This is a genomic window from Clostridium sp. YIM B02500, from assembly GCF_022324665.1.
GTDB lineage: Bacteria > Bacillota > Clostridia > Clostridiales > Clostridiaceae > Clostridium > Clostridium beijerinckii.
Genome location: NZ_JAKGTE010000001.1, coordinates 119,721 through 141,946 on the forward strand (window position 1 = coordinate 119,721; position 22,226 = coordinate 141,946).

Here is a 22,226-nt window from a genome sequence, read left to right on the forward strand (position 1 = left end):
TAACTCTACAATTATAACATTATTTGGACATATATATAAATAATGTTACATAGTTTTAACTTATCCTTTGTACAAAAATAAAAGTGATATCCTATCATAAGATATCACTTCTATTCTTAATTATGCATTATTCAAATTTATCCATTGCCCATCAAGGAACAACATTCCTGTCTTCATAACTCCACCTGCATCGAAGTAATAATTCTTTCCATTTATATTCTTCCATCCAGTTATCATTATTCCACTATCATCTAAATAGTACCATGACTTTCCATTATATAACCATCCTGTCCTCATACTACCATCATCATTCAAGTAGTACTTATTTCTATCATAGGTCACCCAACCCTTTTGCATTACCCCATGATCATCCATAAGGTACCATTTACCTTTATATTGTGCCCAAGCTGTTTGCATTTCTCCAAAGTTATTAAAGTAATACCATTTTCCATCGTAAGTAGCCCATGTATTAACCCTCATAGCTCCATTAGCTTCAAGGTAATACCAATATCCTTTGTCATAAAACCAACCTGTTTGCATAATACCATCTTTATTTAAATAGTACCAATTACCAGAATCCTGTATCCATCCAGTTTGCATATACCCGTTTATATCTAGGAAATACCATTGATTGTCATACTTAACCCACTGATTTTTAATTTGCATACCAGCTGCATTATAGAATGTCCAATTTCCTCCAACAAGTACCCACTGATTAGTTCCTTCTATATCTCCCCTAATTACACTTAACTTATAAGTAGTCGTTGTTTTTCCATCTTCAGCAGTTACTTCAACAACTACAAGGTTCGCTCCTATATCAAGTTTTATGTAATCAGATTGTCCATTAGTATACTCTTTACCATTTATCTTAATCTTTGCTTTGTCATTTTGTGAAGTATACATAACTCTTACTTTTTCAATATTTCTAGCTACTTTAACACTATAAAGGTAAGTTTCTGGATCAAACTTTGGTGACATTGTTCCATCAGTTACAGAAAGACTAGCTAAATTAACATTATCTTTTGGATATCTTCTTGTAATATTTAATACATATGTATTACTGTTTCCTTTAGAATCTGTAACTTTTACATTTATGGTATTTCCACCTTCATCCAAACTTATATAAGGCGAAGTTGCACCGCTAGGTACTTTCTTTCCATTAACCGTAATTGTCGCATTAACATCCTCTGCTGTTGGAGTAACCCCTATTGATGTAACACTATTATCGACGGTTCCTGAATATTCATATATTCCTTTATTAAAAGCAGGAGTTAGAGTTCCTGATGTCAGTGTCAACCCAATAAGCTGAGAACTTCTAAATAAAGCTGTACGTGTTACTTTAATATTATATGTATTTGTATCCCCATCCTTAGTTGTAACAATAACTTCGACATCATTTTCTCCTTCGTCTAACTTTATATTTTGACTTCTACTTCCACTTTTTACAGTCACACCATTAACTTTAATAGTAGATGAATTATCTACCGCTGTTGGTGTAAATGCAATTGTTGTTTGAGCCGTTGGCACTTGAAGTGTATAGTCATAAGTGCTTGAATTAAATGCTGGTGATAAAGTACCCGTTGATGGCACTAATGATTGTAATTTAGCCTCTCCTTTTTTAGTTATAATCAACTTATATTGTCTAGAGATATTTTGGTTTGTCACAGCTATACTTATAACATTGTCTCCACCAGTTAAGTTTACAGTCGCCTCAGCAGCGCTGCTACCTCCATTAGCAGAAAAATTCATTGGCGTTTTATTATTGTCGAACAACTGAACTTTCGCCATTTTAACATCAGAATTTACATCAGGAATATTGTAGTTTCCATTTGCATCTGTTTGTGTGAAAAGTAAATCGTAAGTTGCTTTACCATCTAATGTAACCCTTAAAGTTCCGAACGAAAGAGAAGAATCTGATTCAAACTTCATCTTTATTGGATAGATAAATTGTTTTCCTGAACTATCTTTCATAGTCACCGTAAGTGTAAAATCACTATAATCAGTTATTGTATTTACTACATAATCCTTTCCTCCACTTGAATTTGGAATTCCTTTAACATTCATAAAACTTGAGTTACTACTTTGAACACCTACAATAGAATAACCCGAATCAGCTACCAAAGTGAAATTTTCACCTATTGGAAGGAATTCACATAAATATCCATCTTTCTCGTTTCCATCAATATTTTTAGTTTTTCCATTCACATCTCCTATGTGAAATTGCAGACCTTTTACTTGAGTTTCATCAGTTGCACTAGCTTTCTGTAAATTTACTGTCTGCATAAGTGTAAAAAATACAGTAAAAATTAATAAATAAGAAGTAATCTTATTAAGATTGATTTTTTTTGCACTCATTAGTATGTCCTCCCATCTTATGTTTACGAAATTTATTATCATCTATTTCAAATGTATTTAAATACCAGAAATAGTATATTCAAGTTTATAAAGTATATAATCTATACTATATTTATTATCGAATTTTCCTAAAGTTTCTTTAATTAAATAAACATAGATATGCTGCCTTTATTAATACTTATTTCCTCTACAATATACAAATTTCCCTGGAAATATTGGTTCCTTTTTGACTTTTATTCTAATATATTCTGTATTTTCTACTATAATGTTACACAAAACTTGCTTTTTTCAAATAATTAAAAGTCAGATTTAGATATGGTAATTACCCAAAATTCACGGAACCATCATTATTAAAATTATATATATATCCATCAATTTCTACAGGACTAGTCCTCATAGCGCCATCCTCATTAAAATAGTAGTACTTGTCATCTTTATAAAGCCATCCACACCTCATATTACCCGCGTAATTCAAATAATACCAGTTATTTTTCCAATACACCCATTCTCCAGCTTTCATGCTGCCATCAGCATTTAGAAAATACCATTGATTATTTTCATTTACCCATCCAGTATTCATGGCGCCCGATTGCTCTAGATAATACCACTGTTTTCCATAATATATCCACCCTGTTCTCATACTACCATTACGCTCCATGAAATACCAAGTTCCATTACTGGTTATCCATCCTGTTGCCATCGTGCCATCGTCTTTCAAGAAATACCACTTATCATTATCTTTAATCCAACCAGTTTTCATTACACCATTATTATCTAAAAAGTACCATTCATTTTTATAATATAACCATCCAGCTTGCATTTCTCCATTTGCCTCCAGATAGTACCACTTATCGTCATCTTCCATCCAACCTGTCTGCATATTTCCTCTAGCGTTGAAATAAAAATAACTTTTATATTTATTGTCATAATACCAAGTATTTTTCAAACACTTACCTGCGGTATCATTATACCTCCATCTTCCATTAACTATTACCCATTGATTAGGTTTTATTATTGAATTAATTGTATCCTGAACATTCGGTGTTACCGGAATACCTAAATACATGTTTAAAGTATAATTCCCAATTCTTTGAGTATCATCATCTTTAACCCCTAGATTAATAGTATATTTTCCTATACCATTAAACTTAACCTTTATAGAATCATTACTTAATTGCTTTCCATTGGCTGTCATTGAATAGTTTCCATCCTCTGGAGTTGCCTCAAGCTCCATCATATTTGTTCCTTCATCTAGCTCTATATTATAGAAATTGGTGTTTTTATCAAATCCAATATTACTATCATTTATATTAATATCCTTTAGATAAACAGCATCTTTTCCTCCCTTATAAATATACACATTATAGGTAGATGTTGCATCGCTCCTATTATCTAAGACTTCTATTTCTACCTTATTTTTACCTTTTACTAAAGGTACGACTTTTCTATAACTATCATCTCTAGTTACTATTTCTCCATCAACCTTAACCGTATCTAGTAAATCATACGGTTTAGCCTTAATTAACACTTGATCAATATCATTACCAACATCTGTGACATATGAGTATTTATCTTCTGAAAAATCGAGATTTCCTCCATCACTTAAATAAATATCTTTTAAAGAAGGATTATCTTGTTCTGCATAAACCTTTGTCATAAGCAAATTCAAAGAGCTTGTCTGTAAAAATGAAACGCTATAAATAATAAAAAATGTTGAAATTATCCTTCTGACCATTTTACTCATATTCTGCCCCCCTTTTGTCACCACTTAATATTTCTAAACTAAATCTCTATATTTAATATATAAATAGAGTATAAATTCTACAGATACTCACTTCTATATGTATATTAATAAGCTGTGAATCCAATATGATTAATTCTATTTTTATATTTCTTCTAATAATAATGTTACCATTATAATACTTTACTGTAAACGCGGATGAATAATCTTAAATCTTAATTTTATATTAATTTTATTTTAACACTTTAGTAAAAATACTATTTAATGATACCACAAAAAAACTGCTCATAACGATTTAAATAAACCATTATGAGCAGCCTTCATTACCTATACTCACTTTTGAATAAGGAAATTATTCAAAAGTAATCTTTTATCTTTAGTATTATGTTGTAGAAGTTAAAATTTATTATCTAAACTTCTATTTATTTTAATTTATTACTTAATCCAAGCTCCTGATGCTCCTAATTTGTATCCATCAACAGTTGTGTTAGCTAACATTGCTCCTGATGAATTTAAGAAATACCAAGTTCCATTATCATTTAACCAACCAGTAGACATTGCTCCTGATGATTGTAAGTAGTACCAAGTTCCGTTATCATTTAACCAACCAGTTTTCATTGCTCCTGATGATTGTAAATAGTACCAAGTTGATCCATCTTGAATCCAACCAGTTGCCATAGTTCCATCAGCTTTGATGTAATACCAAACTCCACCATCGTTAACCCATTGTCCTTTTACTTGAGTTCCATCAGTATTGTAGAATGTCCAACCTGCATCAGTCTTAACCCATCCTTTATTTACAACTGGAGTAGGATCTGTTGGTGTAGTTGTACCTTTACCACCAATTACTGAGTAAACATCATCTTCTTTACTCCAAGCTACGATATTATCTTGGTTGTATACTGACATTTGATCAAATGATCCATCTACTTTGTATACTTTTGTCCAATCTTCATCATTATCCCATTTGTAGATGTATCCAGCATCTAATCTCCAAAGGTTTCCATCTACATCTGTATCAACAGCACTCTTAGTACCATTTTCTTTTACATCTTCACTTGCTTCATCGCCTAAATCAACATAGTAATAACCGTTCTTTGAGCTTAATGTTCCTGTAGCAGTCTTTACATTTGTACCATTAGCAGTATAACCAACTATTTTTCCGTTAGCAACAGTATAGTTATCATAAGCGAAAGCTTCATTTTTTCCATCTTCATCAGAAACTATATAAGTTGTTACTGATTTAGCATATTTAGCTCCATCAACATTACCTGAAGCTTGTGCTTTTGATATTTTTTGGATAACATTGAATCCAACTGTACTAGCACTTGATCCTAATGTACCATTGCTTACAGTAAATGTATGTCCACCATCAACAGTAACATCCATTCCATTTATTTTAGTTATTGTAGCTCCATTAGCAGCATTTACAGTAACCTTTGCTGTTCTGTATATGTAGTTTGCATCTTGTCCAATTACTTTTCCTGCAGAAGTATCAACACTTGCTGAAACTTTTTCTTTTCCAGTAGCATCAGAAGTACCATCAGCATCATAAGAATCATCTGTATTAGCTATAGTTACTGTTTTAGAAGTTGTTGAAGATGCAGTTGTAGTTACTTTAATTGATCCTAAATTGTAATCAGCATCAATGTAATTTCCTTGAGCATCAGTATAAACATTTAATTTAGCAACTGAACCGTTTGTTGCATTATCTTTTGTATATTCAAATTTATACCAAGGAGCTGAGAATTTATTTCCTGCAATTTCTGCGCCAGCTAAATCTTGAATTGTTTCAGCTTCGCTTGAAGCATATCTTTTATCATTATCTTTCTTAAGGTTCTTTCTTAAAGCTGATGCTGCATCATCTTCTGCATTTTCTTTTATAGATTCATCAGTTACTGAACCATTATCTAAGTCAACAAAGTAGTCACCATCTTGTACTTCTAAATATTTAGATCCATAAATATCAGTATCTGCTCCACTATCAATATCTGATAAATTATTGTATTTACCATCTGCTAAATAATAAGCTGCTTCGTCTTTGTCATTAACTTCTCCATCAACATAGAACTTACCATCTTTATATGCTACTGCATCATAGATAGTACCTTCTTGTGAATCGATTTTTGTGTAGTCAGCTGCATGTGCAGGTACTATTGAAATAATAGCAGCTGCAGCTACTAGTAACGATGTTGCTTTAGTCATTCTTTTTATCATTTGTATATTCCTCCTAGAGTTTCATTTTTTGGTTTATTAATTATTTATTAGTTTAAAAATAATATCTTGGTTTAAAAATATTATTCTGGTTTACGAATATTATTATAGCAACTTTATTTATGCTTGTCTACGTCTTTTTGTATTTATTTGGAGGTTTTTGTCGATATTTTTTTAATAAAATATTAGTACTTGCTGAATTTTATTCTTTTATTGTAAATCTACATACTTAACTGTAAAATTAAGGGCCAAGTTTCTATAAGATTTACTTAATAAAATACCAATATTTGAGCACAATTATACTAATCTCCAATTAATTATCTTCATATATACGTTACCTGGTTGTAATTAATATATTAACATAAGCATTATATATGAAAACAGGCTACAAAAGCTTGACTTTAAAGCTTTCCTTTAGAATGCTAAGAATTTTACCCGTATCTTTATTATAATTGAATTTCCTTAACAATTCCTGAATGATTTTAAATTATAGGTTGAAAACTCATGGTATTAGTGTAATATACATTCATTAATTCCACTTTCCTATAACGAAATACAAAAATCGACATATGATTTTCTACTTTATAATATCTTACACTTATAGCCGTCCATGAATCCTAATTCATTAAGACCTTATATAAAACATTCTTTAAACTATCTAATAAAAATACTTACATCAATAAAATCATAATTCTAATTCCTAAATACAATACTCAATTGATGAAGAAACCTTGTTTAAAGCAGAAAAGACTATCTTTTAGGCATGCCAATAAAAAATATAGGTTATGCACCTCCCCCATACTAAGTGCATAACCCATATTTATAATTTCTATTAAATATATGAAATTAAAGTTTTAGAAAATTTGTAAATATACTTATCTAATAAGTTAACCCTTTATATTTGATATCTATATATGTAACTAAACTTTTGACTTTATTTCATTACCGCCTATAAGAAAGTAAATGATCCAGCTACCTTCTTATTAATAAATACTGCTAATAGCTTCGAGGCTATTTTACTTTTATTTTCTTTACTCTCTCCTTAATGATTCTACTGGATCCAACCTTGCAGCTTTATTTGCTGGTAGTAAACCTGCTAATGTACTTATTACAATACTTACGATAACTCCAAGTATTGCATATTCTCTTTTTATTAAAACTACACTTACTCCAAATAGTTTATTTGACATAAGATTTATTCCTCTCATAATTAAATATGCTCCAACTAAACCTATTGCGCCACTAAAAAATCCTATTAAAAAAGCTTCTGAAACAAAAATTCTACGTATGTCTTTTGCTCTAGCTCCAATTGCTTTTATTATTCCTATTTCTTTAGTTCTTTCTACAACACTTATGTACATAACAACTATTATCATAATCGCTGATACAATTAAAGATATTGCTGCAATTCCTGATAGTACATATGTTAATATATCTATCATTTGATTAAACATAGATGCCATTTGTTCCTGAGATGATTGTGAATAACCAAGTTCATTAACCTTTTGTTTAATTTGAGAGGTATATTTGCTATTTGTTGTGTTAACATAAATCACATTAGGTTTCAATTTATAGCCGTTATCTGAATATAATTTTTCTAAATCAGCATAATTTAAAAAAGCAGATTTCATATTTGCAGTTAAATCTCCACTTGTTGTAGTATAAACGCCACTTACAATAAAGTCTCTATTTAAAATCTTTTGATTAGCAAGTATGCGTAAATTCACTTTTTGGCCGATAATATCTTTACCCAAATTATCGCTTAATGCTTTATTAATTAATACTTCCCCATCTTTAGGTAATGTTCCAGTTTCAACATTAGCCGCCGTTATATTTGAAGATATTGTTGAAACATTCATTAAATTATTAGTTTTATTATTGTATACTAATGAATTTGCCCCAAGAGAAATTATACTATAGCCTCTTTCCACAGAAGATACATTTTCTATTTTTGATAATGTATCAATATCACTTTCTTCAAATGGTTTAGTAGAATTAACATCCGGTTTCTGAACTGTTGTGACATCTAAATTTATATCCTCATCTTCTTCACTAGGCATATTAACTTCTATTACTAATGGGTTTACATAATTGTTCATAGTCTTATTAAAATAAGATTTCACTCCATTGCCTAATGACAACATTAAAATTATACTCATTATTCCTATACTTCCTCCCACAGAAACAAGTATATTACGTGGAAGTTTTTCTTTCATATTAACAAGCGCTAATTTTGCAGATGATATTAAACTAAGATTTTGCTTTTGCTTTCTAATATTATCTTGTTTTTCTATATTAACTTCATTATCTAATTCTATGACCTTGTTATCATCAATTATTTCTCCATCTGATATTTTAATTATTCTACTTGAAGCGGATGCTACTCTTTCAGAGTGAGTAACCATAATTACTAGCTTTCCCTTTTTAGCAATATCCTTCATTATTTCTAAAACTTGAATTGTAGTTTTTGAATCTAGACTACCTGTAGGCTCATCAGCAATAATTATTTTAGGATTATTTATTAAAGCTCTAGCTATTGCAACTCTTTGCTTCTGACCACCTGATAATTGACTTGGTTTCTTATTTATATGATTCTCTAAACCTAAATCTCTTAATATTTCTTTTGCACGTTTTAATCTTTCTTTTTTTCTAACATTAGATAGTGTCATTGCAATCGTAACATTATCCAAAACAGATAGGTGACCAATTAAATTAAAACTTTGAAAAATAAATCCAACTTCATTTTTTCTATATTTATCAAGCTCTTTTCTTCTTAACTTTTTAATATCTTTTTCATTTACAAGTAATTCTCCTGAAAAATCAGAATCTAATCCACCAATTAAATTCATTAATGTAGATTTACCACTACCTGACTCTCCTATAATAGAAACTAACTCTCCAGCATTAAAAGATAGATTAATATTATTCAATACATGAAATTTATCATTATCTTTTAATCTATAATACTTATTAATATTTCTCAACTCTAATAAAGCCATTTTTCGTATACTCCTTGTTGATTTTATCAACATTTCAATTCTATTTTCTCAAAATTATCTTTTTCAATAGTCTATATTCTTTTGTTATGTATAATCCTATAGAGTAAGTTATAATTCCAATAATAAATTTAAATATTGCACTTACTAACATATTGTTTATTACTATTTTGCTTATTAATATATATCCTACAACCATTAATACACCTATAATAAGAATGTTCTTTAATTGTAATAAAAATGAAATAAAGCTTTTTTCAAATACCTGAGTTATAAGTACGTAAAAACATTGGATAAAGTTTAATATAAATGCTATAACTAATCCTAACGATAATATAATTAAACTTCTATTCATTATTCCTGTAACTATTGCACTTACAGTGAATATTGCTGATACTACTCCTGTAGAAAATAATTTATCAACATAACCAGTAGCTTGAAATATTGATCCAATACTTGATAATACCATTTGTATCACAATTGTCACTGATAATATTCTAAATATTGGTATTGATGCATCCCAATTAGGACCATACATTATGCGTATTATTTCATTTGCAGAAAAGAAGCAATATACGCTTATAAAAATTCCTAAATAAGCAAGAACTTTTATAACTTTTATATATGTTTCATAAATTATATCCTTTTGATTCTGATATTCAGATAATACTGGATGCAATACAGGCGTTATTACGTTCGTCAAATTTTGTACTGGATAAAGCATAAGCTTATATGATTTATCATAATACCCTAAAGTTGATGCGCCTAAGAACTTACCAATTAATATGTTATCTAAATTCCTTGTAAAATAATTTATAAAATTAAATAGGAATTGAAAGCTTGAGTAATTCTTTATCTTTTTTATAGAACCATATGAATAACCTTTACTTATTTTTAATTTACATGCCATAAAACACAATACAAAAATAAATAAACTTTTTAATATAGAATCAAAAACTAATGAATAATAAGAGAATCCTTTAAAGGCAAGAGATATTGTCAAAGTTCCAACTATTACATTTACAATTATATTTATTATTCCTACTTGTTTAAATTTTTGAGCTTTATATAATATAGCATTTGGTACTATATTACATATAAAAAATAACACAGAAAAAGATAATAATCCTCCCAATCTTATATATATCTTATCATTATAAAAATAAGCTATAAAATAAGAAAAAAAGTAAAATCCAATTGCTATAACTATAGATCCAATTATCGAAAACTTAAATATATCTGAAATCTCATTTTCATCTAAAGATTTATTTTGTATTATAGCGGGTCCTATCCCCATATCACCAAGCATATTGAAAAATGATATAAATACAGTTATTACTGCAATTATGCCAAAATCTGCTGGCATCAATAACCTAGCTAACACTGAATTTATAATTAACTGTGCAAATATATTGCTATATTTAGATATGAACGTAATCATTATTCCACTTTTTAAATTTGAATACTCTCTCATGATTCCTCCGGTTATAAATACTTACATCATGCATCTATTGTTTTTCTATAATTTTAATCCACTGTTTAATAATATTATCTATCTTAAAATCTTGAGCTCTTTTTATAGATTCTAATGACATACTTGCTCTTTTCTCATCATTTTCTATTAATGATATAATCTCATCAGCGAATTTGTTAATATTATAATTCCCAACTAAAACTCCATTTATGTTCGGCTTGCTTATTATTTCTTTAGGACCAGAATTATCAAAAGCCACTACTGGCAATCCGCATTCCATTGCTTCTGTGATAGCTAATCCAAAGCCTTCCCACCTTGAAGTTGAAACAAAAATTGAAGATTCCAAATAATGATCTTTAACATTATCACATTGACCAAGCAATATTACATTATTTTTTAGATTATACTTTTCAATATGATTTATTAGACTTTCTCTATCAGGACCTTCTCCAACTATTTTTAAAATCCAATCACTTTTCTTTTTGTGAATTATATTAAAAATTTCAATAAGAAGATCTAATCCCTTTTGCTGCTCTAGCAATCTTCCAACAAAAATTATACTTTTCTTATCGCACGAAGATTTTTTATTGCATTCAAAACTTAGAGGGTTATAAATTACTTTGCAATCTATTCCTAGCTTTTCTTTATATCTAATCTTGTCATCATAAGTTAAAACTACATTATAATTTAATTTTGGTATATATCTTTTAAACAACTCGTCTTGCTTCCAATAATATTTGCCCTTATTATTTAAATACGCATCATAAGAATTATGCATCCATCCTATAGTCTTACCATTTAACTTATCACTTATTTTTCCAAGAACTATACTATAATAACCTTCTATACCTATGATAACATCATAATTTCTTGTATTTAGATAATTTATAAACCTATCTTGAATTTCATTAGGGCAATATCCGTAAAGTAATAAATCACTCATAACAGAATTATTTAAAATTCCAGTTATAGAATTCACCTCTCTAGAAATCTTACATATAACTTTGTTAGTAAACTTCTTATGTAACAGCTCTGAATTAAACTTTATACTTACATTAGAATTCAAATTATACATTTCTCTATTAACTTTAAAAGTTCTATCTGTACAAATTACATCAACTTTATTATTTTTACTTAATTCACTAGCCAAAACAGATACTACTCTTTGAACTCCTCCCAAATTAAAAATTGTGGTAGTTATAAAACATATTTTCATAGTTTCTCCTTATAAGGCACATGAATGAAAATAATCGACCAATTATGCGAAATAGGAAAACATACTAGTCTATTATTTTTAAAATTGCGCCTGAGTACATAATAATATTTTCTTACCAAAGTCTCTCTACCTTAAATCTATCATCTATTTTTTATTTTCTTCAGAACTGGGTATAAACCACAATTCCATAAAAATAGCTTTAATTTATCGTCTTTAGATATCTCATTTAAAAATAAAAAATCCTTATTTTTCACACTCAATTCATTATATTTACTTTCCTTAAAACTTTTTAGATTATTCTCCTCATGTGCATTAGTGTAGTGAGCTATGAAATGAGATAATACTTTGATTCTAAAAATGTTTAAGCTTTTCTTATCTACTTTTATATTTTTATCTTCTATATAATTTATAATACTGCTCATAGCGAAATAATAATCTTCTGCGAGCTTAGCATTTTTCTTATGAACTGTAGATGTTGCTCTTTGTCTATAGTAATACAATGGTTTATCTATAAAAGCTATTCCCTTACTTAAATGTATTGCTTTAAAAACTGGAAATGCATCCTGAATATATCTATGAGGTTCAAACTTAAACTCAATTTGTTTTAATAATTCAGTTCTAAAAAACTTATTCCATAGTTGACCTTGTAATTCATAATTCAGCATAAGATTCATAACCTCATAATTGTTATATATTCTTCTTGGATCTATCATATATTTCTCAATATAGTTTCTGCTATCTTTTTCATCATAATATACGTAATATTCACTTATTACTATGTCAACATTAACTTTTTCTGCTCTATTATACATATTCTCAAGCATATCTAATTCCAAAAAATCATCTGGATCAATATATATAGTATATTCACCTTTTATATAATCAAATGCTGTGTTTCTAGCAACAGATACACCTTGATTCTTTTGATACAATATAGTGAAGTCTTCAAATTTATCTTCATAATCTTTAACTATATCCATAGTTTTGTCTGTTGATCCATCATCAACAATCAATATTTGCAAATCTTTATACGTCTGCATTAAAAGACTATCTAAACATTCTTTAATATACTCTTCAACATTATAAACTGGAATAATAATACTTATCATATATTTGTTCTCCTTGAACCACTAAGATATTCTATACTAAATTATTTATTACCACTTTTTTGATTATTATCAGCATTCATATATAAGTTCTCCAAGTTTCTTGATATTGCTCTAGCGCTAAAACCTGACTTTATAATATCTTCAGAAGTATCCTTTCTGCTATATCCATCTTTATATTTCAGAATTATCTTTGCCCATTCCTCTGGTGGACTATCTAAAGAAGCAGATTTCCAATAATGAGTTATTTTTATTTCATTGCTTATAGCATCAGAGGCTACAGCCATCAAAGCTGCGGCCTGAACTTCTATTCCAACCACTGGAAGCCCCTCATAATGAGATGGAAAAACAAATATATCCGACGCTTGTAGAATGTTATGAATTTCATTACAAAGTCCATAAAATATTACTTTATCCTCTAAATTCAGTGATCTAACCTTATCCTCAATCTTTTCTTTTAATTCTCCCTCTCCAATTAGCAATAGCACTGAATTACTATATTGCTTATTCACAGAATTAAAAATATCTATTAAGAAATCATGGTTTTTTTGATAGCTAAAGCGCCCTACATGAGTTAATACAAATTTGTCTTCCAAATTTAATTTTCTTCTATATTCTTTTCTTATCCCTTCATTATAAATAAACTTTTTTTCATCAATACCATTATTTATAACCTTAGCCTTTTCATCTCTTACATCTTCCTTGGAAAACATCCATTGCGCCGCATTAGTTGAGCATGCAAATTCATAATCAACTACATATTTCCAAAGGCTTCTTATGACATTCTGTATTCCTAAATGTAAATGATAAAACCTCTTATCTCTACTTATTCTATCATTATGTGAATGCATAATAATTGTAGGTGTTTTACATATTTTAAAAACAACTGCTTCAAAAAAGCTTTTTGCACGATCGCCGTGTATATGTACTACTGAGTATTTTTTGTCTTTTTGTAATCTATATAAATCTACAAAAGATTTTAGCCTTTTAATCCCAGTATTTTTTTCTAGACATATTATTTGTCCACCCATTTTCTCAACACTTTCATCATAAAATTCAGTTTCTTCTTTATTCTTATATACTACATAATCAAACTTAACTTTATCTAAATGCATATTTCTATTTATATTTAATATAAAGGCTTGAATTCCTCCAGCTCCTAATGAATCCACAACTTGGAGAACTCTTAACGTTTTATTTTCCATAACAACCTTCCTTCATCTGATATCAGGCACTATAATTATCATTCACATATATGAAGCTCTGCTTTCTAAGATTCATGAGTAAATTCTTCTCATGAAATCAAGCTTCAATTATAAATAGATAATTAATTTTTATCTTATTCTATACTAGCAGTAACACATTCTTGCGAATCACTGTCTATAATATTGTTTCCTAAGTAAGTAGCAATCACAGCAAAAGTAAAGCAGCCTGTTACATCCGTAAATATAGCTTCTGCAGTAGATGCTATTAAAATATATAATAGCAGCAAAAATGCCGCTGATTGAATTTCTCTATTATACTGATATCTTTTCTGTATTGATTTAAATATATTCAATATAATCCATAAAAATATAATTAAACCCAAAAAGCCAAATTGACCATATACATAAGGCCAAAAAGTATCACCAATATACGAATGAGCGGTTTCCTCTAATCCACTAACTACATTTATTCCATATTCATAATATATAGGCGAATAATAATCTCCGGATATTTCTGATGCAAAGGTTCCAAAACCACTTCCAAAAGGTATATATTTGCAAGCTAGTTTATAACCTACTATAAATAGCGCTGGCCGAGCAGCTGTAAGATAATATGATGCATATTCCATTATTTTGTTATATGTCGAGAAGATTCCTATGACAGCAAGTATCAATATATATCTTATTTTTATAGATTTAGCATATTTCATAACTAATTTCATAAAGAAATATCCTAATATGAATACAAATGCTTTATTTCTTAATGTAAAAAATAATATAGCTATTGATTCAAAAATAATAAAATTATCAAACTTTTTTCTATTATCACTTAATATTACACATAAAAATATTACAATTGCTGAAACCAAATATGTTGGATGCTGATATAGAAATTTATAACTTCTTATTCCATATCTTATATCTGATGACATTCCTATATCATGAATTATGTTTAAAATCAAAAAAGTAAATATTATATTTACGTAAATTCTTGATCTTTTTGCTACCTTTTCTAACAACAAATCTTTATCTATATTATTTGATACAATTAGCGTAAATGTGTAACAAACTACAAATTTACTTATAGCTAAAATATCTTTATATATAGCAATCTTCTCTGGTTGAATTTTATGCATGACGTTTCCTGCTACTCCTACAAGCAGCAAACAAAAAAATAAAATTATAGATTTGACTTCACTAGAATACATGCTTATTTTATTTTTTCCATTAAATATATAAAAAACTGATAGAATTATCAGCATAAATGTGAATAGCTCATCAATATGCCCCAATTGTGGAATATACGCAATTAGACAATTTTGAAAGATAAAAATATCAAATAATACATTCAGAACGAAAAGCATCTGTTACTCCCTTCTTAAGCATAATCAAAAAATAACAAATCCATCTGCTAAGCCTATTTCCCATTATGCTATGTTAGCAGATTACCCTAATAGCCCGCTATGAGACCAATCTGCTTCCTTGCCTAATGAAAATAATCATAGCATTTTGGACTTGTTATTTTTTTATATGACTGAATTTAAAGTTCTATATATAGATTACCCAAAAGTTGAAATTATATATTCATCTTTGGATAAATATAAAGAAAATAACAGATTAAAGAGACGATATATATCATCTAATAGAGAAGAATTTGACTAGTCATTACAGTTCTTTAATAAGTTTAGCGGGAACCCCACCGTAAACCCCTTTATTAACAATGTTTTTAGTTACAACTGAATTGGCAGCAACAACCACTTTGTCGCATATATTTACTCCACGTGTAATAGTAGAATTACATCCAATCCAAATATTATTACCTATATTTATTTCATTAGTATTATATCCTTGAGATATTATTGGCTTATCGCTAATGTCATAGCGATGATCATGATCAAAAATCCCTATATTAGGTCCAAATAAACAATCTGATCCGATACTTATTTTTTCTAAAGATACTACTTTATTATTAGTATTAAAAAATGTATTCTCTCCAATATAAATACTTCCATTTATACATTCGAAGCTGCAATAATCTTCGATATAAACATTATTGCCAAGAGATAATACATTTCCTTTACTTATTCTTATTTTTACACTTTTCCCTATATAAAGTGATTTTAAATTCTTAATTTCAAACTCAATTCTATTGCTATATCTTATTTTTAATACAACAATTCTCATTAATGATCTTAAATACTTAATACCTTTTCCAATCATCCTTTATTTCACCTAACTTAAATTATAATCAAAAAAATAACAAATCCATCTACCAATCCTGTTTTCCATTATAGAGGGAACTCGACTTGTTACGCTCCATGAGTAAGCGATTTACACCAAATCATAGATTTGGGTTCTCTTCTTACCAGCAGATTTTACTAATAGACTCGCTATGAGTTCAATCTGCTTCCTCACATAATGAAAAATAATCATGACATTTTGGACTCATTATTTTCTTTCATGGCTTAAAATTTCTTTATATTCTTTAAGATGTAATTTAAAATATATCTCTTTATTGAATTTAGTATTGAAAATTTCAAAGCAATTACCCTTCATATAAGAATATTTTTCTTCATCTTCATATAATTCAAGTATTTTTTCTTTAAAGCTTTCAATATCTTTAGCCTCTACTAAATACCCATTATATCCGTTTTCTATTTCTTCATTTGTTCCATCTATATTGGTAGCTACAACTGGAACCCCTTGTGAAAATGCTTCTAATGGAGTTAGTGGTAATCCTTCTATATAGGAACATAATAATAATACATCTATATATTTTAGGTATTCTATAATGTTATCCTTCGCACCTAACGGATAAATATAATCTTCTAATTTCTCTTTCTTTATAAGTTCTTTAATATTGCTTAATTCTGGTCCATCACCTATTAATACAAACTTTATTTTTTCATTTTCTAATGCAGTACTTTTTGCGATAGAAATAAAATCATAGATTCCTTTGTAATCTACTATTCTACTTACCTGAGCTGCTATAAAGTATCCTTTTTTCTTTAGCTCTAAAAGCTTATCATCAACTTCTTTACTATCATGCTCAGTTTCTACAGTATTATATATAGTTTTTATATTCTTTTCTTCTAAACCAGCCTTTTCAATTAAAATTCTTTTAGCTGCTTCACTTACAGTTATTGTTTTAATGCCTTTTAAAGATACATTCGTTAACTTAAACTTATCTTCTATACATAAATGTTGAGTATGTATTACTTTAACTTTAGTAATTTTCGATATTAATTTAGCTAATAATGTTGTCATTCTATGATGACTATGAATTATATCTATATTTTCCTTTTTCACCATCTTATATATGGCTATTAAGTTATTTAATATAATATCGGGATTCTTGGAATCTGTATTTAAAATATTGTAGTGTTTAACTCCCATTTTTTCTAAATCCTTAGTTAATTCACCGCCCATACTTGCAACTATAACTTTGTTACTGCTATTGAATAACTTACATAGTTGAATAATACATTTCTCAACTCCTCCAAGGCCCATACCTCTGTTAAGATATAATATATTCATCAATAATCTCCTTTATTTATGAATGCTGCTCTACATTATCTGGCCGATTACATTATCAAACTTTCTAATGAAGTCATTTTTATTAGAACTATATGTATTACATTTTGCCGATAATTCTTTATAATTACTTATTACGCTACATAAATCTTCTATATCATATACTCCAATGATCTTTGAATTTTTATCTAATCTTTTGGTAAAAAGTATTTGATGATCATCAACATGTTCATCAAACTCTGGATCTCTTGGCACTACAATTGGAACCTTATTATATTGGAGAGGATGAAATATACTTCCTGGTCCTCCGTGAGTTATGATTATATCACTTTTTCTCACATATTCATCCATTTCATCATATCCAATCATTTTCTTGTATTCATAATTTTTAGGCTCATAATTACAGTACCCAATTTGAGCAAATACTTCTTCTTTAATATCTCCACTTTCAATTAGTTTATCCAATTGGATAAATAATCTTTCCATGCCTTGTTCATGTGTTCCTACTGTTACAAATATCAAAATAATCCCTCCAATACTTGTCCTCTTGGGTAAAACTTCTTTTGTTCTTCCCATTGTAATATAAATAAATCGCTTATAGGATAAACTACCTTCCCCGTTATAGTTGGTTTTTCTATCCTATCATACACTTCAATATAAACAACTTTTGCACCAAATAATTTCCCAATATAGAAAAATGGAATTGCAGGCGCTGCACCAGTGCTGACAATTAAATCTGGTTTTTCTTTAAGTAATATTTTTATTGATAGAAGTGTATTTTTGATTAAATTTTTTATATTTCTATTTGTAGGAAAATAGCACCAATATTTTTTTTCGTCTTTAAGTATTGATTTAGAATCTTCCTTTTCAAAGGTTACCCAGAATCTCTCCTTATCTTTCCACCACTCTTTTAATTGGATTAAATGAGTTAAGTGACCACCACTTGATGTTATAAAACATACCTTCATAATATTCTCCTCCTTAACCATTTAAAAATTTACCATACCATAGTTAGCATTCTTTAAGCTATGAGTTTAAATGGAGTTACCATGCCCATCTGAAAAGTTTCATTTAATTTCCCTTGCTATATTACCATTGCTGTTTTTCCTTTACTTAAAGCTTTTTCTTCTAAATTCAATACAGATTTTCTTCCAATTGAATAATAATCTATTTGTCTTTCCTTAGCCTCTTTAATTTTATAACAATTTCTACCGTCAAATATAATTGGAGTATACATAAGCTTTTCATATACACTTAGATCTAAAGATTTAATTTCATTCCACTCTGTAAATATGAATGTCATATCTGCATCCTTTAAAGCTTCTTCTGGAGCATTTACGTACTTAACATCAGTGTATATCTTTTTGAAATTCTCAACACCAACTGGATCATATGCAATTATTTCAGCACCTTCATCTAATAATCTTCTTACATTTGGTATAGATGGAGCTTCTCTTAAATCATCTGTTCCAGGCTTAAATGTTAATCCAAGCACAGCCACTTTTAATCCTCTTAAACTTCCAAATTTATTCTTAGCTTGTCTAAACAATTTATATTTTTGATTCTCATTTACTTCTATTGTTGCTTTTATTGTTTTTAATTCATATCCATTATCATTTGCAAGCCAATGAAGTGCTTTTGTATCCTTAGGGAAACATGATCCGCCATACCCGATTCCAGCATTTAAGAATTTATCACCGATTCTTGGATCAAAGCTCATTCCTTTAGCTACATCTTCAACATCTGCTCCAACCATTTCGCAGAAGTTTGCTATTTCATTCATAAATGATATCTTAAGTGCTAAAAAGTCGTTTGATGCGTATTTAACCATTTCTGCACTTCTTCTATTCGTAACAACAATTGGTTGATTATAGCCTCCATAAACCTCTTTTAAAAGTTCTTCCGCCTTTTTAGATTCAACTCCTATTACAATTCTCTTTGCATATAAAGTATCTACAACTGCGGTTCCTTGTGCTAAAAATTCTGGGTTCGAAGCTACTTCTATTTGAATATTATTTTTAACATTTTCCTTTAAAAACTCTTCAATTCTATCATTAGTTCCTATTGGTACTGTTGATTTAACCACTACTAAACAATCTTTTTCAGCATTTTCAGCAATTTGTCTACATACATTAAACACATAATCTAAGTTTGCTGAACCATCGTCTCTTTCTGGAGTTCCAACCCCTATGAATATCAAATCAGCATCTTTATAAGCATTTTTATAATCTATTGTAAAATCTAATCTGCCTTCATCGTGACTTCTTTTTAAAAGTTCATCTAATCCTGGTTCGTATATTGGTGAAATTCCTTGTTTCATCATTTCAACTTTATTTTTATCTATATCAACGCAAGTTACATTATGACCAATTTCCGAAAGACATGCTCCAGTAACTAAACCTACGTATCCTGTTCCTGCTACTACTATTTTCATACTTACCTCCATATATTCCGTAATTCTAATTGATTAAATTTATTTACTCCCATATTACCCATAGCTTTAGAGACAATAGATTTAAATTTATTATTTCCTCTAATGCGCCCTATTAATGTATAATCAAAAAACAACACGTCCATATGCCTAAAGTCACTTAACTTGCATGCTTGTCTCCAAACAGCACAAAAAATGTTTTAAATATTAACTTAATATCAACTAAAGTGTTTCTTTCCCTTACATACTTAATATCTAGTTTCATCCAATCTTCAAAATCAATATCATTTCTTCCTGATACCTGCCAGTAACATGTTAAACCAGGCTTTACTTCAAGCCTTGTCATCATCCAATTATCGAATTTTTCTACTTCTTTTGGAAGAGATGGTCTAGGTCCGACTAAACTCATATCACCTTTTAGAACATTAAACAATTGCGGAAGTTCATCTATGCTTGTCTTTCTTATGAATTTGCCTATCTTAGTTACTCTTGGGTCATCCTTCATCTTAAACATAGGTCCGCTCATCTCATTTTTATGACATAGCTTACCTTTTAACTCCTCAGCATTAGCAACCATAGATCTAAATTTGTACATTTTAAATACATTACCGTCTTTACCAATCCTCTCCTGAGAGAAAATTATAGATCCCTTAGATTCAAGTCTAATTAAAATTCCAACAATTAAAAATAATGGAGTCAAGATTATTAATCCGATTAATGAACAAAGTATGTCCATAACTCTTTTAAAAAAGTAATATTCAATCCTGCGTTCTATACCTTCTTGAAAAATGAATTCTCCTTTATTAACCTTTACTTGTTGCATTTTATCACCACCTCATAAGAATTAATTTTTAGCTAAATACTTTAGCTTTTTTAATTTATATTTACTTTGATAAATGACAACATTTTTTCATTTGTTGATTTTATTTTATAGACTTTTATAATAATAATATTTTGTATTTCTGCACTTCTTACTAAATATCTTACCTTGTATGTCTACTATAATTCAACGCACAATAAACGCTATATTAAGCAATAAAAAGGTTAGTTGCTAATATAGCGTTCTATGACAAATATTTAATTTATTTTCTTTTTTATGGCAGCTGTGAGCCAAAAGAACGTCCCCCTTGCCTTATTTATTACGTTCTAGGCACTTCAAAATATTATTTACTTTGACTTAGTTTTAAAAAACGAAAATATTGATTTCTTTATCTTAACTTTTTTTCCAACGAAATTTATAACTTCATTATTGATCAGCTTTTTAGAGCTCTCTTCAAAGATATTTTTATTTATTATTTCATTATTATTATCATCTAATGTATTTATAGCTTTTCTTATGCCAGTAGTTCTGTTATCTATGTCATGAGCATCAGAACCAATAAAATTATATATATTATTCTCTAAAAATATATGTGTAGTTTTTCTAATACTTTCTCCAAATCTACCTGTTATACTTCCTGCATTCATTTGAAATAAGTATCCTTGATCAATAAATCCATTAATAAGTGAAGGATCTTCTCTAAATGGCTTATATCTTTCTGGATGTGCTATTATAGGTGTGATATTTCTAACCTGGAGTTCATAAAGGGTATCAAATATATTATCATCAAACTTATGCATTGAAAATTCAACTAACATATATCTTGAATCATTTATTGTCCCTATTTTACCCTCCAAATAGTTATTAATTATATTTTCATTAAAATAAACTTCCTGTCCACTATATACTTTTATATTTATACCTTCCTTATTTATAATTGAGTTAACTTCTTGTACCAGCGATTTAACTTCACCAATAGTAGCTTCCCCGTACTCTAATAAATAATGAGGTGTCGCAACTATTTCTCTTGTTCCATCTTTTTCTGCATTTCTTAGCATCTCTAAAGTCATTTCCATATCCTTAGATCCATCATCAATTCCCGGTAGTATATGAGAATGAATATCTATCATAACC

At 28.7% G+C, this 22,226-nt stretch carries 17 protein-coding genes; 1 reads left to right on the top strand and 16 read right to left on the bottom strand.

Annotated features, from left to right (window positions below; all coding sequences use genetic code 11):
• Positions 1–120 precede the first annotated feature (120 nt).
• From L1S46_RS00410 to L1S46_RS00450, 9 genes are all read right to left on the bottom strand, one after another.
• A complete protein-coding gene (locus L1S46_RS00410; protein ID WP_012060879.1) occupies positions 121–2,355 on the bottom strand; it encodes a cadherin-like beta sandwich domain-containing protein in 2,235 nt (744 codons plus the stop codon).
• Between the two features lie 322 nt (positions 2,356–2,677).
• Entirely contained in the window at positions 2,678–4,099 is a 1,422-nt protein-coding gene (locus tag L1S46_RS00415) for a cadherin-like beta sandwich domain-containing protein (RefSeq protein ID WP_012060880.1), read from the bottom strand.
• Between the two features lie 432 nt (positions 4,100–4,531).
• A complete protein-coding gene (locus tag L1S46_RS00420) occupies positions 4,532–6,313 on the bottom strand; it encodes a cell wall-binding protein (protein ID WP_012060881.1) in 1,782 nt (593 codons plus the stop codon).
• A 1,028-nt stretch (positions 6,314–7,341) separates the two neighbouring features.
• The gene (locus L1S46_RS00425) at positions 7,342–9,309 is read right to left on the bottom strand and encodes an ABC transporter ATP-binding protein/permease (protein WP_238898777.1); all 1,968 of its coding nucleotides are present in this window, start codon (positions 9,307–9,309) and stop codon (positions 7,342–7,344) included.
• A 40-nt stretch (positions 9,310–9,349) separates the two neighbouring features.
• Complete coding sequence (locus L1S46_RS00430) at positions 9,350–10,780, bottom strand: lipopolysaccharide biosynthesis protein (protein ID WP_012060883.1); 1,431 nt, start codon at positions 10,778–10,780, stop codon at positions 9,350–9,352.
• A 34-nt stretch (positions 10,781–10,814) separates the two neighbouring features.
• A complete protein-coding gene (locus L1S46_RS00435; protein WP_012060884.1) occupies positions 10,815–11,996 on the bottom strand; it encodes a glycosyltransferase family 4 protein in 1,182 nt (393 codons plus the stop codon).
• A 140-nt stretch (positions 11,997–12,136) separates the two neighbouring features.
• On the bottom strand, positions 12,137–13,105 hold the full coding sequence (locus L1S46_RS00440; protein ID WP_012060885.1) for a glycosyltransferase: 969 nt from the start codon (positions 13,103–13,105) through the stop codon (positions 12,137–12,139).
• A 41-nt stretch (positions 13,106–13,146) separates the two neighbouring features.
• Positions 13,147–14,307 carry a glycosyltransferase gene (locus L1S46_RS00445; RefSeq protein ID WP_238898778.1) on the bottom strand — a complete coding sequence of 387 codons (1,161 nt, stop codon included), beginning with the start codon at positions 14,305–14,307 and terminating at the stop codon, positions 13,147–13,149.
• A 134-nt stretch (positions 14,308–14,441) separates the two neighbouring features.
• Complete coding sequence (locus L1S46_RS00450) at positions 14,442–15,443, bottom strand: hypothetical protein (protein ID WP_238898779.1); 1,002 nt, start codon at positions 15,441–15,443, stop codon at positions 14,442–14,444.
• A gap of 394 nt (positions 15,444–15,837) precedes the next feature.
• Here L1S46_RS00450 and L1S46_RS26245 point away from each other — a divergent pair, with 394 nt between their 5' ends.
• The gene (locus L1S46_RS26245; RefSeq protein WP_274603555.1) at positions 15,838–15,969 is read left to right on the top strand and encodes a hypothetical protein; all 132 of its coding nucleotides are present in this window, start codon (positions 15,838–15,840) and stop codon (positions 15,967–15,969) included.
• 3 nt (positions 15,970–15,972) lie between these two features.
• Here L1S46_RS26245 and L1S46_RS00455 read toward each other — a convergent pair whose 3' ends face one another.
• The 7 genes from L1S46_RS00455 to L1S46_RS00485 form a co-directional block, all read right to left on the bottom strand.
• Complete coding sequence (locus L1S46_RS00455) at positions 15,973–16,527, bottom strand: acyltransferase (RefSeq protein ID WP_012060888.1); 555 nt, start codon at positions 16,525–16,527, stop codon at positions 15,973–15,975.
• Between the two features lie 228 nt (positions 16,528–16,755).
• Positions 16,756–17,844 carry a glycosyltransferase gene (locus L1S46_RS00460; RefSeq protein WP_012060889.1) on the bottom strand — a complete coding sequence of 363 codons (1,089 nt, stop codon included), beginning with the start codon at positions 17,842–17,844 and terminating at the stop codon, positions 16,756–16,758.
• Positions 17,845–17,874: 30 nt separating this feature from the next.
• Positions 17,875–18,417, bottom strand: coding sequence for a PssE/Cps14G family polysaccharide biosynthesis glycosyltransferase (gene pssE, locus L1S46_RS00465; protein ID WP_238898780.1), 543 nt, complete (start codon positions 18,415–18,417; stop codon positions 17,875–17,877).
• On the bottom strand, positions 18,360–18,809 hold the full coding sequence (locus L1S46_RS00470) for a UDP-N-acetylglucosamine--LPS N-acetylglucosamine transferase (RefSeq protein WP_012060891.1): 450 nt from the start codon (positions 18,807–18,809) through the stop codon (positions 18,360–18,362). Before L1S46_RS00470 ends, pssE begins: the two co-directional genes overlap by 58 nt.
• Before the next feature lie 116 nt (positions 18,810–18,925).
• Entirely contained in the window at positions 18,926–20,275 is a 1,350-nt protein-coding gene (locus L1S46_RS00475; RefSeq protein ID WP_012060892.1) for a UDP-glucose/GDP-mannose dehydrogenase family protein, read from the bottom strand.
• A 157-nt stretch (positions 20,276–20,432) separates the two neighbouring features.
• Entirely contained in the window at positions 20,433–21,095 is a 663-nt protein-coding gene (locus tag L1S46_RS00480) for a sugar transferase (protein ID WP_012060893.1), read from the bottom strand.
• 344 nt (positions 21,096–21,439) lie between these two features.
• Positions 21,440–22,222: a CpsB/CapC family capsule biosynthesis tyrosine phosphatase gene (locus L1S46_RS00485; RefSeq protein ID WP_077829298.1), complete on the bottom strand. Its 783-nt coding sequence runs from the start codon at positions 22,220–22,222 to the stop codon at positions 21,440–21,442.
• Positions 22,223–22,226: the final 4 nt, after the last annotated feature.

Excerpts from the sequence above, each read along its gene's own strand:
- L1S46_RS00430 (WP_012060883.1), bottom strand. The coding sequence starts at position 10,780 with ATGAGAGAGTATTCAAATTTAAAAAGTGGAATAATGATTACGTTCATA.
- L1S46_RS00425 (WP_238898777.1), bottom strand. The coding sequence starts at position 9,309 with ATGGCTTTATTAGAGTTGAGAAATATTAATAAGTATTATAGATTAAAA.
- L1S46_RS00445 (WP_238898778.1), bottom strand. The coding sequence starts at position 14,307 with ATGGAAAATAAAACGTTAAGAGTTCTCCAAGTTGTGGATTCATTAGGA.
- L1S46_RS00440 (WP_012060885.1), bottom strand. The coding sequence starts at position 13,105 with ATGATAAGTATTATTATTCCAGTTTATAATGTTGAAGAGTATATTAAA.
- L1S46_RS00455 (WP_012060888.1), bottom strand. The coding sequence starts at position 16,527 with ATGATTGGAAAAGGTATTAAGTATTTAAGATCATTAATGAGAATTGTT.
- L1S46_RS00415 (WP_012060880.1), bottom strand. The coding sequence starts at position 4,099 with ATGAGTAAAATGGTCAGAAGGATAATTTCAACATTTTTTATTATTTAT.
- L1S46_RS00420 (WP_012060881.1), bottom strand. The coding sequence starts at position 6,313 with ATGATAAAAAGAATGACTAAAGCAACATCGTTACTAGTAGCTGCAGCT.
- L1S46_RS00450 (WP_238898779.1), bottom strand. The coding sequence starts at position 15,443 with ATGCATAAAATTCAACCAGAGAAGATTGCTATATATAAAGATATTTTA.
- L1S46_RS00475 (WP_012060892.1), bottom strand. The coding sequence starts at position 20,275 with ATGAAAATAGTAGTAGCAGGAACAGGATACGTAGGTTTAGTTACTGGA.
- L1S46_RS00470 (WP_012060891.1), bottom strand. The coding sequence starts at position 18,809 with ATGAAGGTATGTTTTATAACATCAAGTGGTGGTCACTTAACTCATTTA.
- L1S46_RS00460 (WP_012060889.1), bottom strand. The coding sequence starts at position 17,844 with ATGAATATATTATATCTTAACAGAGGTATGGGCCTTGGAGGAGTTGAG.
- L1S46_RS00410 (WP_012060879.1), bottom strand. The coding sequence starts at position 2,355 with ATGAGTGCAAAAAAAATCAATCTTAATAAGATTACTTCTTATTTATTA.
- L1S46_RS00435 (WP_012060884.1), bottom strand. The coding sequence starts at position 11,996 with ATGAAAATATGTTTTATAACTACCACAATTTTTAATTTGGGAGGAGTT.
- L1S46_RS00485 (WP_077829298.1), bottom strand. The coding sequence starts at position 22,222 with ATGATAGATATTCATTCTCATATACTACCGGGAATTGATGATGGATCT.
- L1S46_RS00480 (WP_012060893.1), bottom strand. The coding sequence starts at position 21,095 with ATGCAACAAGTAAAGGTTAATAAAGGAGAATTCATTTTTCAAGAAGGT.
- pssE (WP_238898780.1), bottom strand. The coding sequence starts at position 18,417 with ATGGGAAGAACAAAAGAAGTTTTACCCAAGAGGACAAGTATTGGAGGG.
- L1S46_RS26245 (WP_274603555.1), top strand. The coding sequence starts at position 15,838 with ATGACTGAATTTAAAGTTCTATATATAGATTACCCAAAAGTTGAAATT.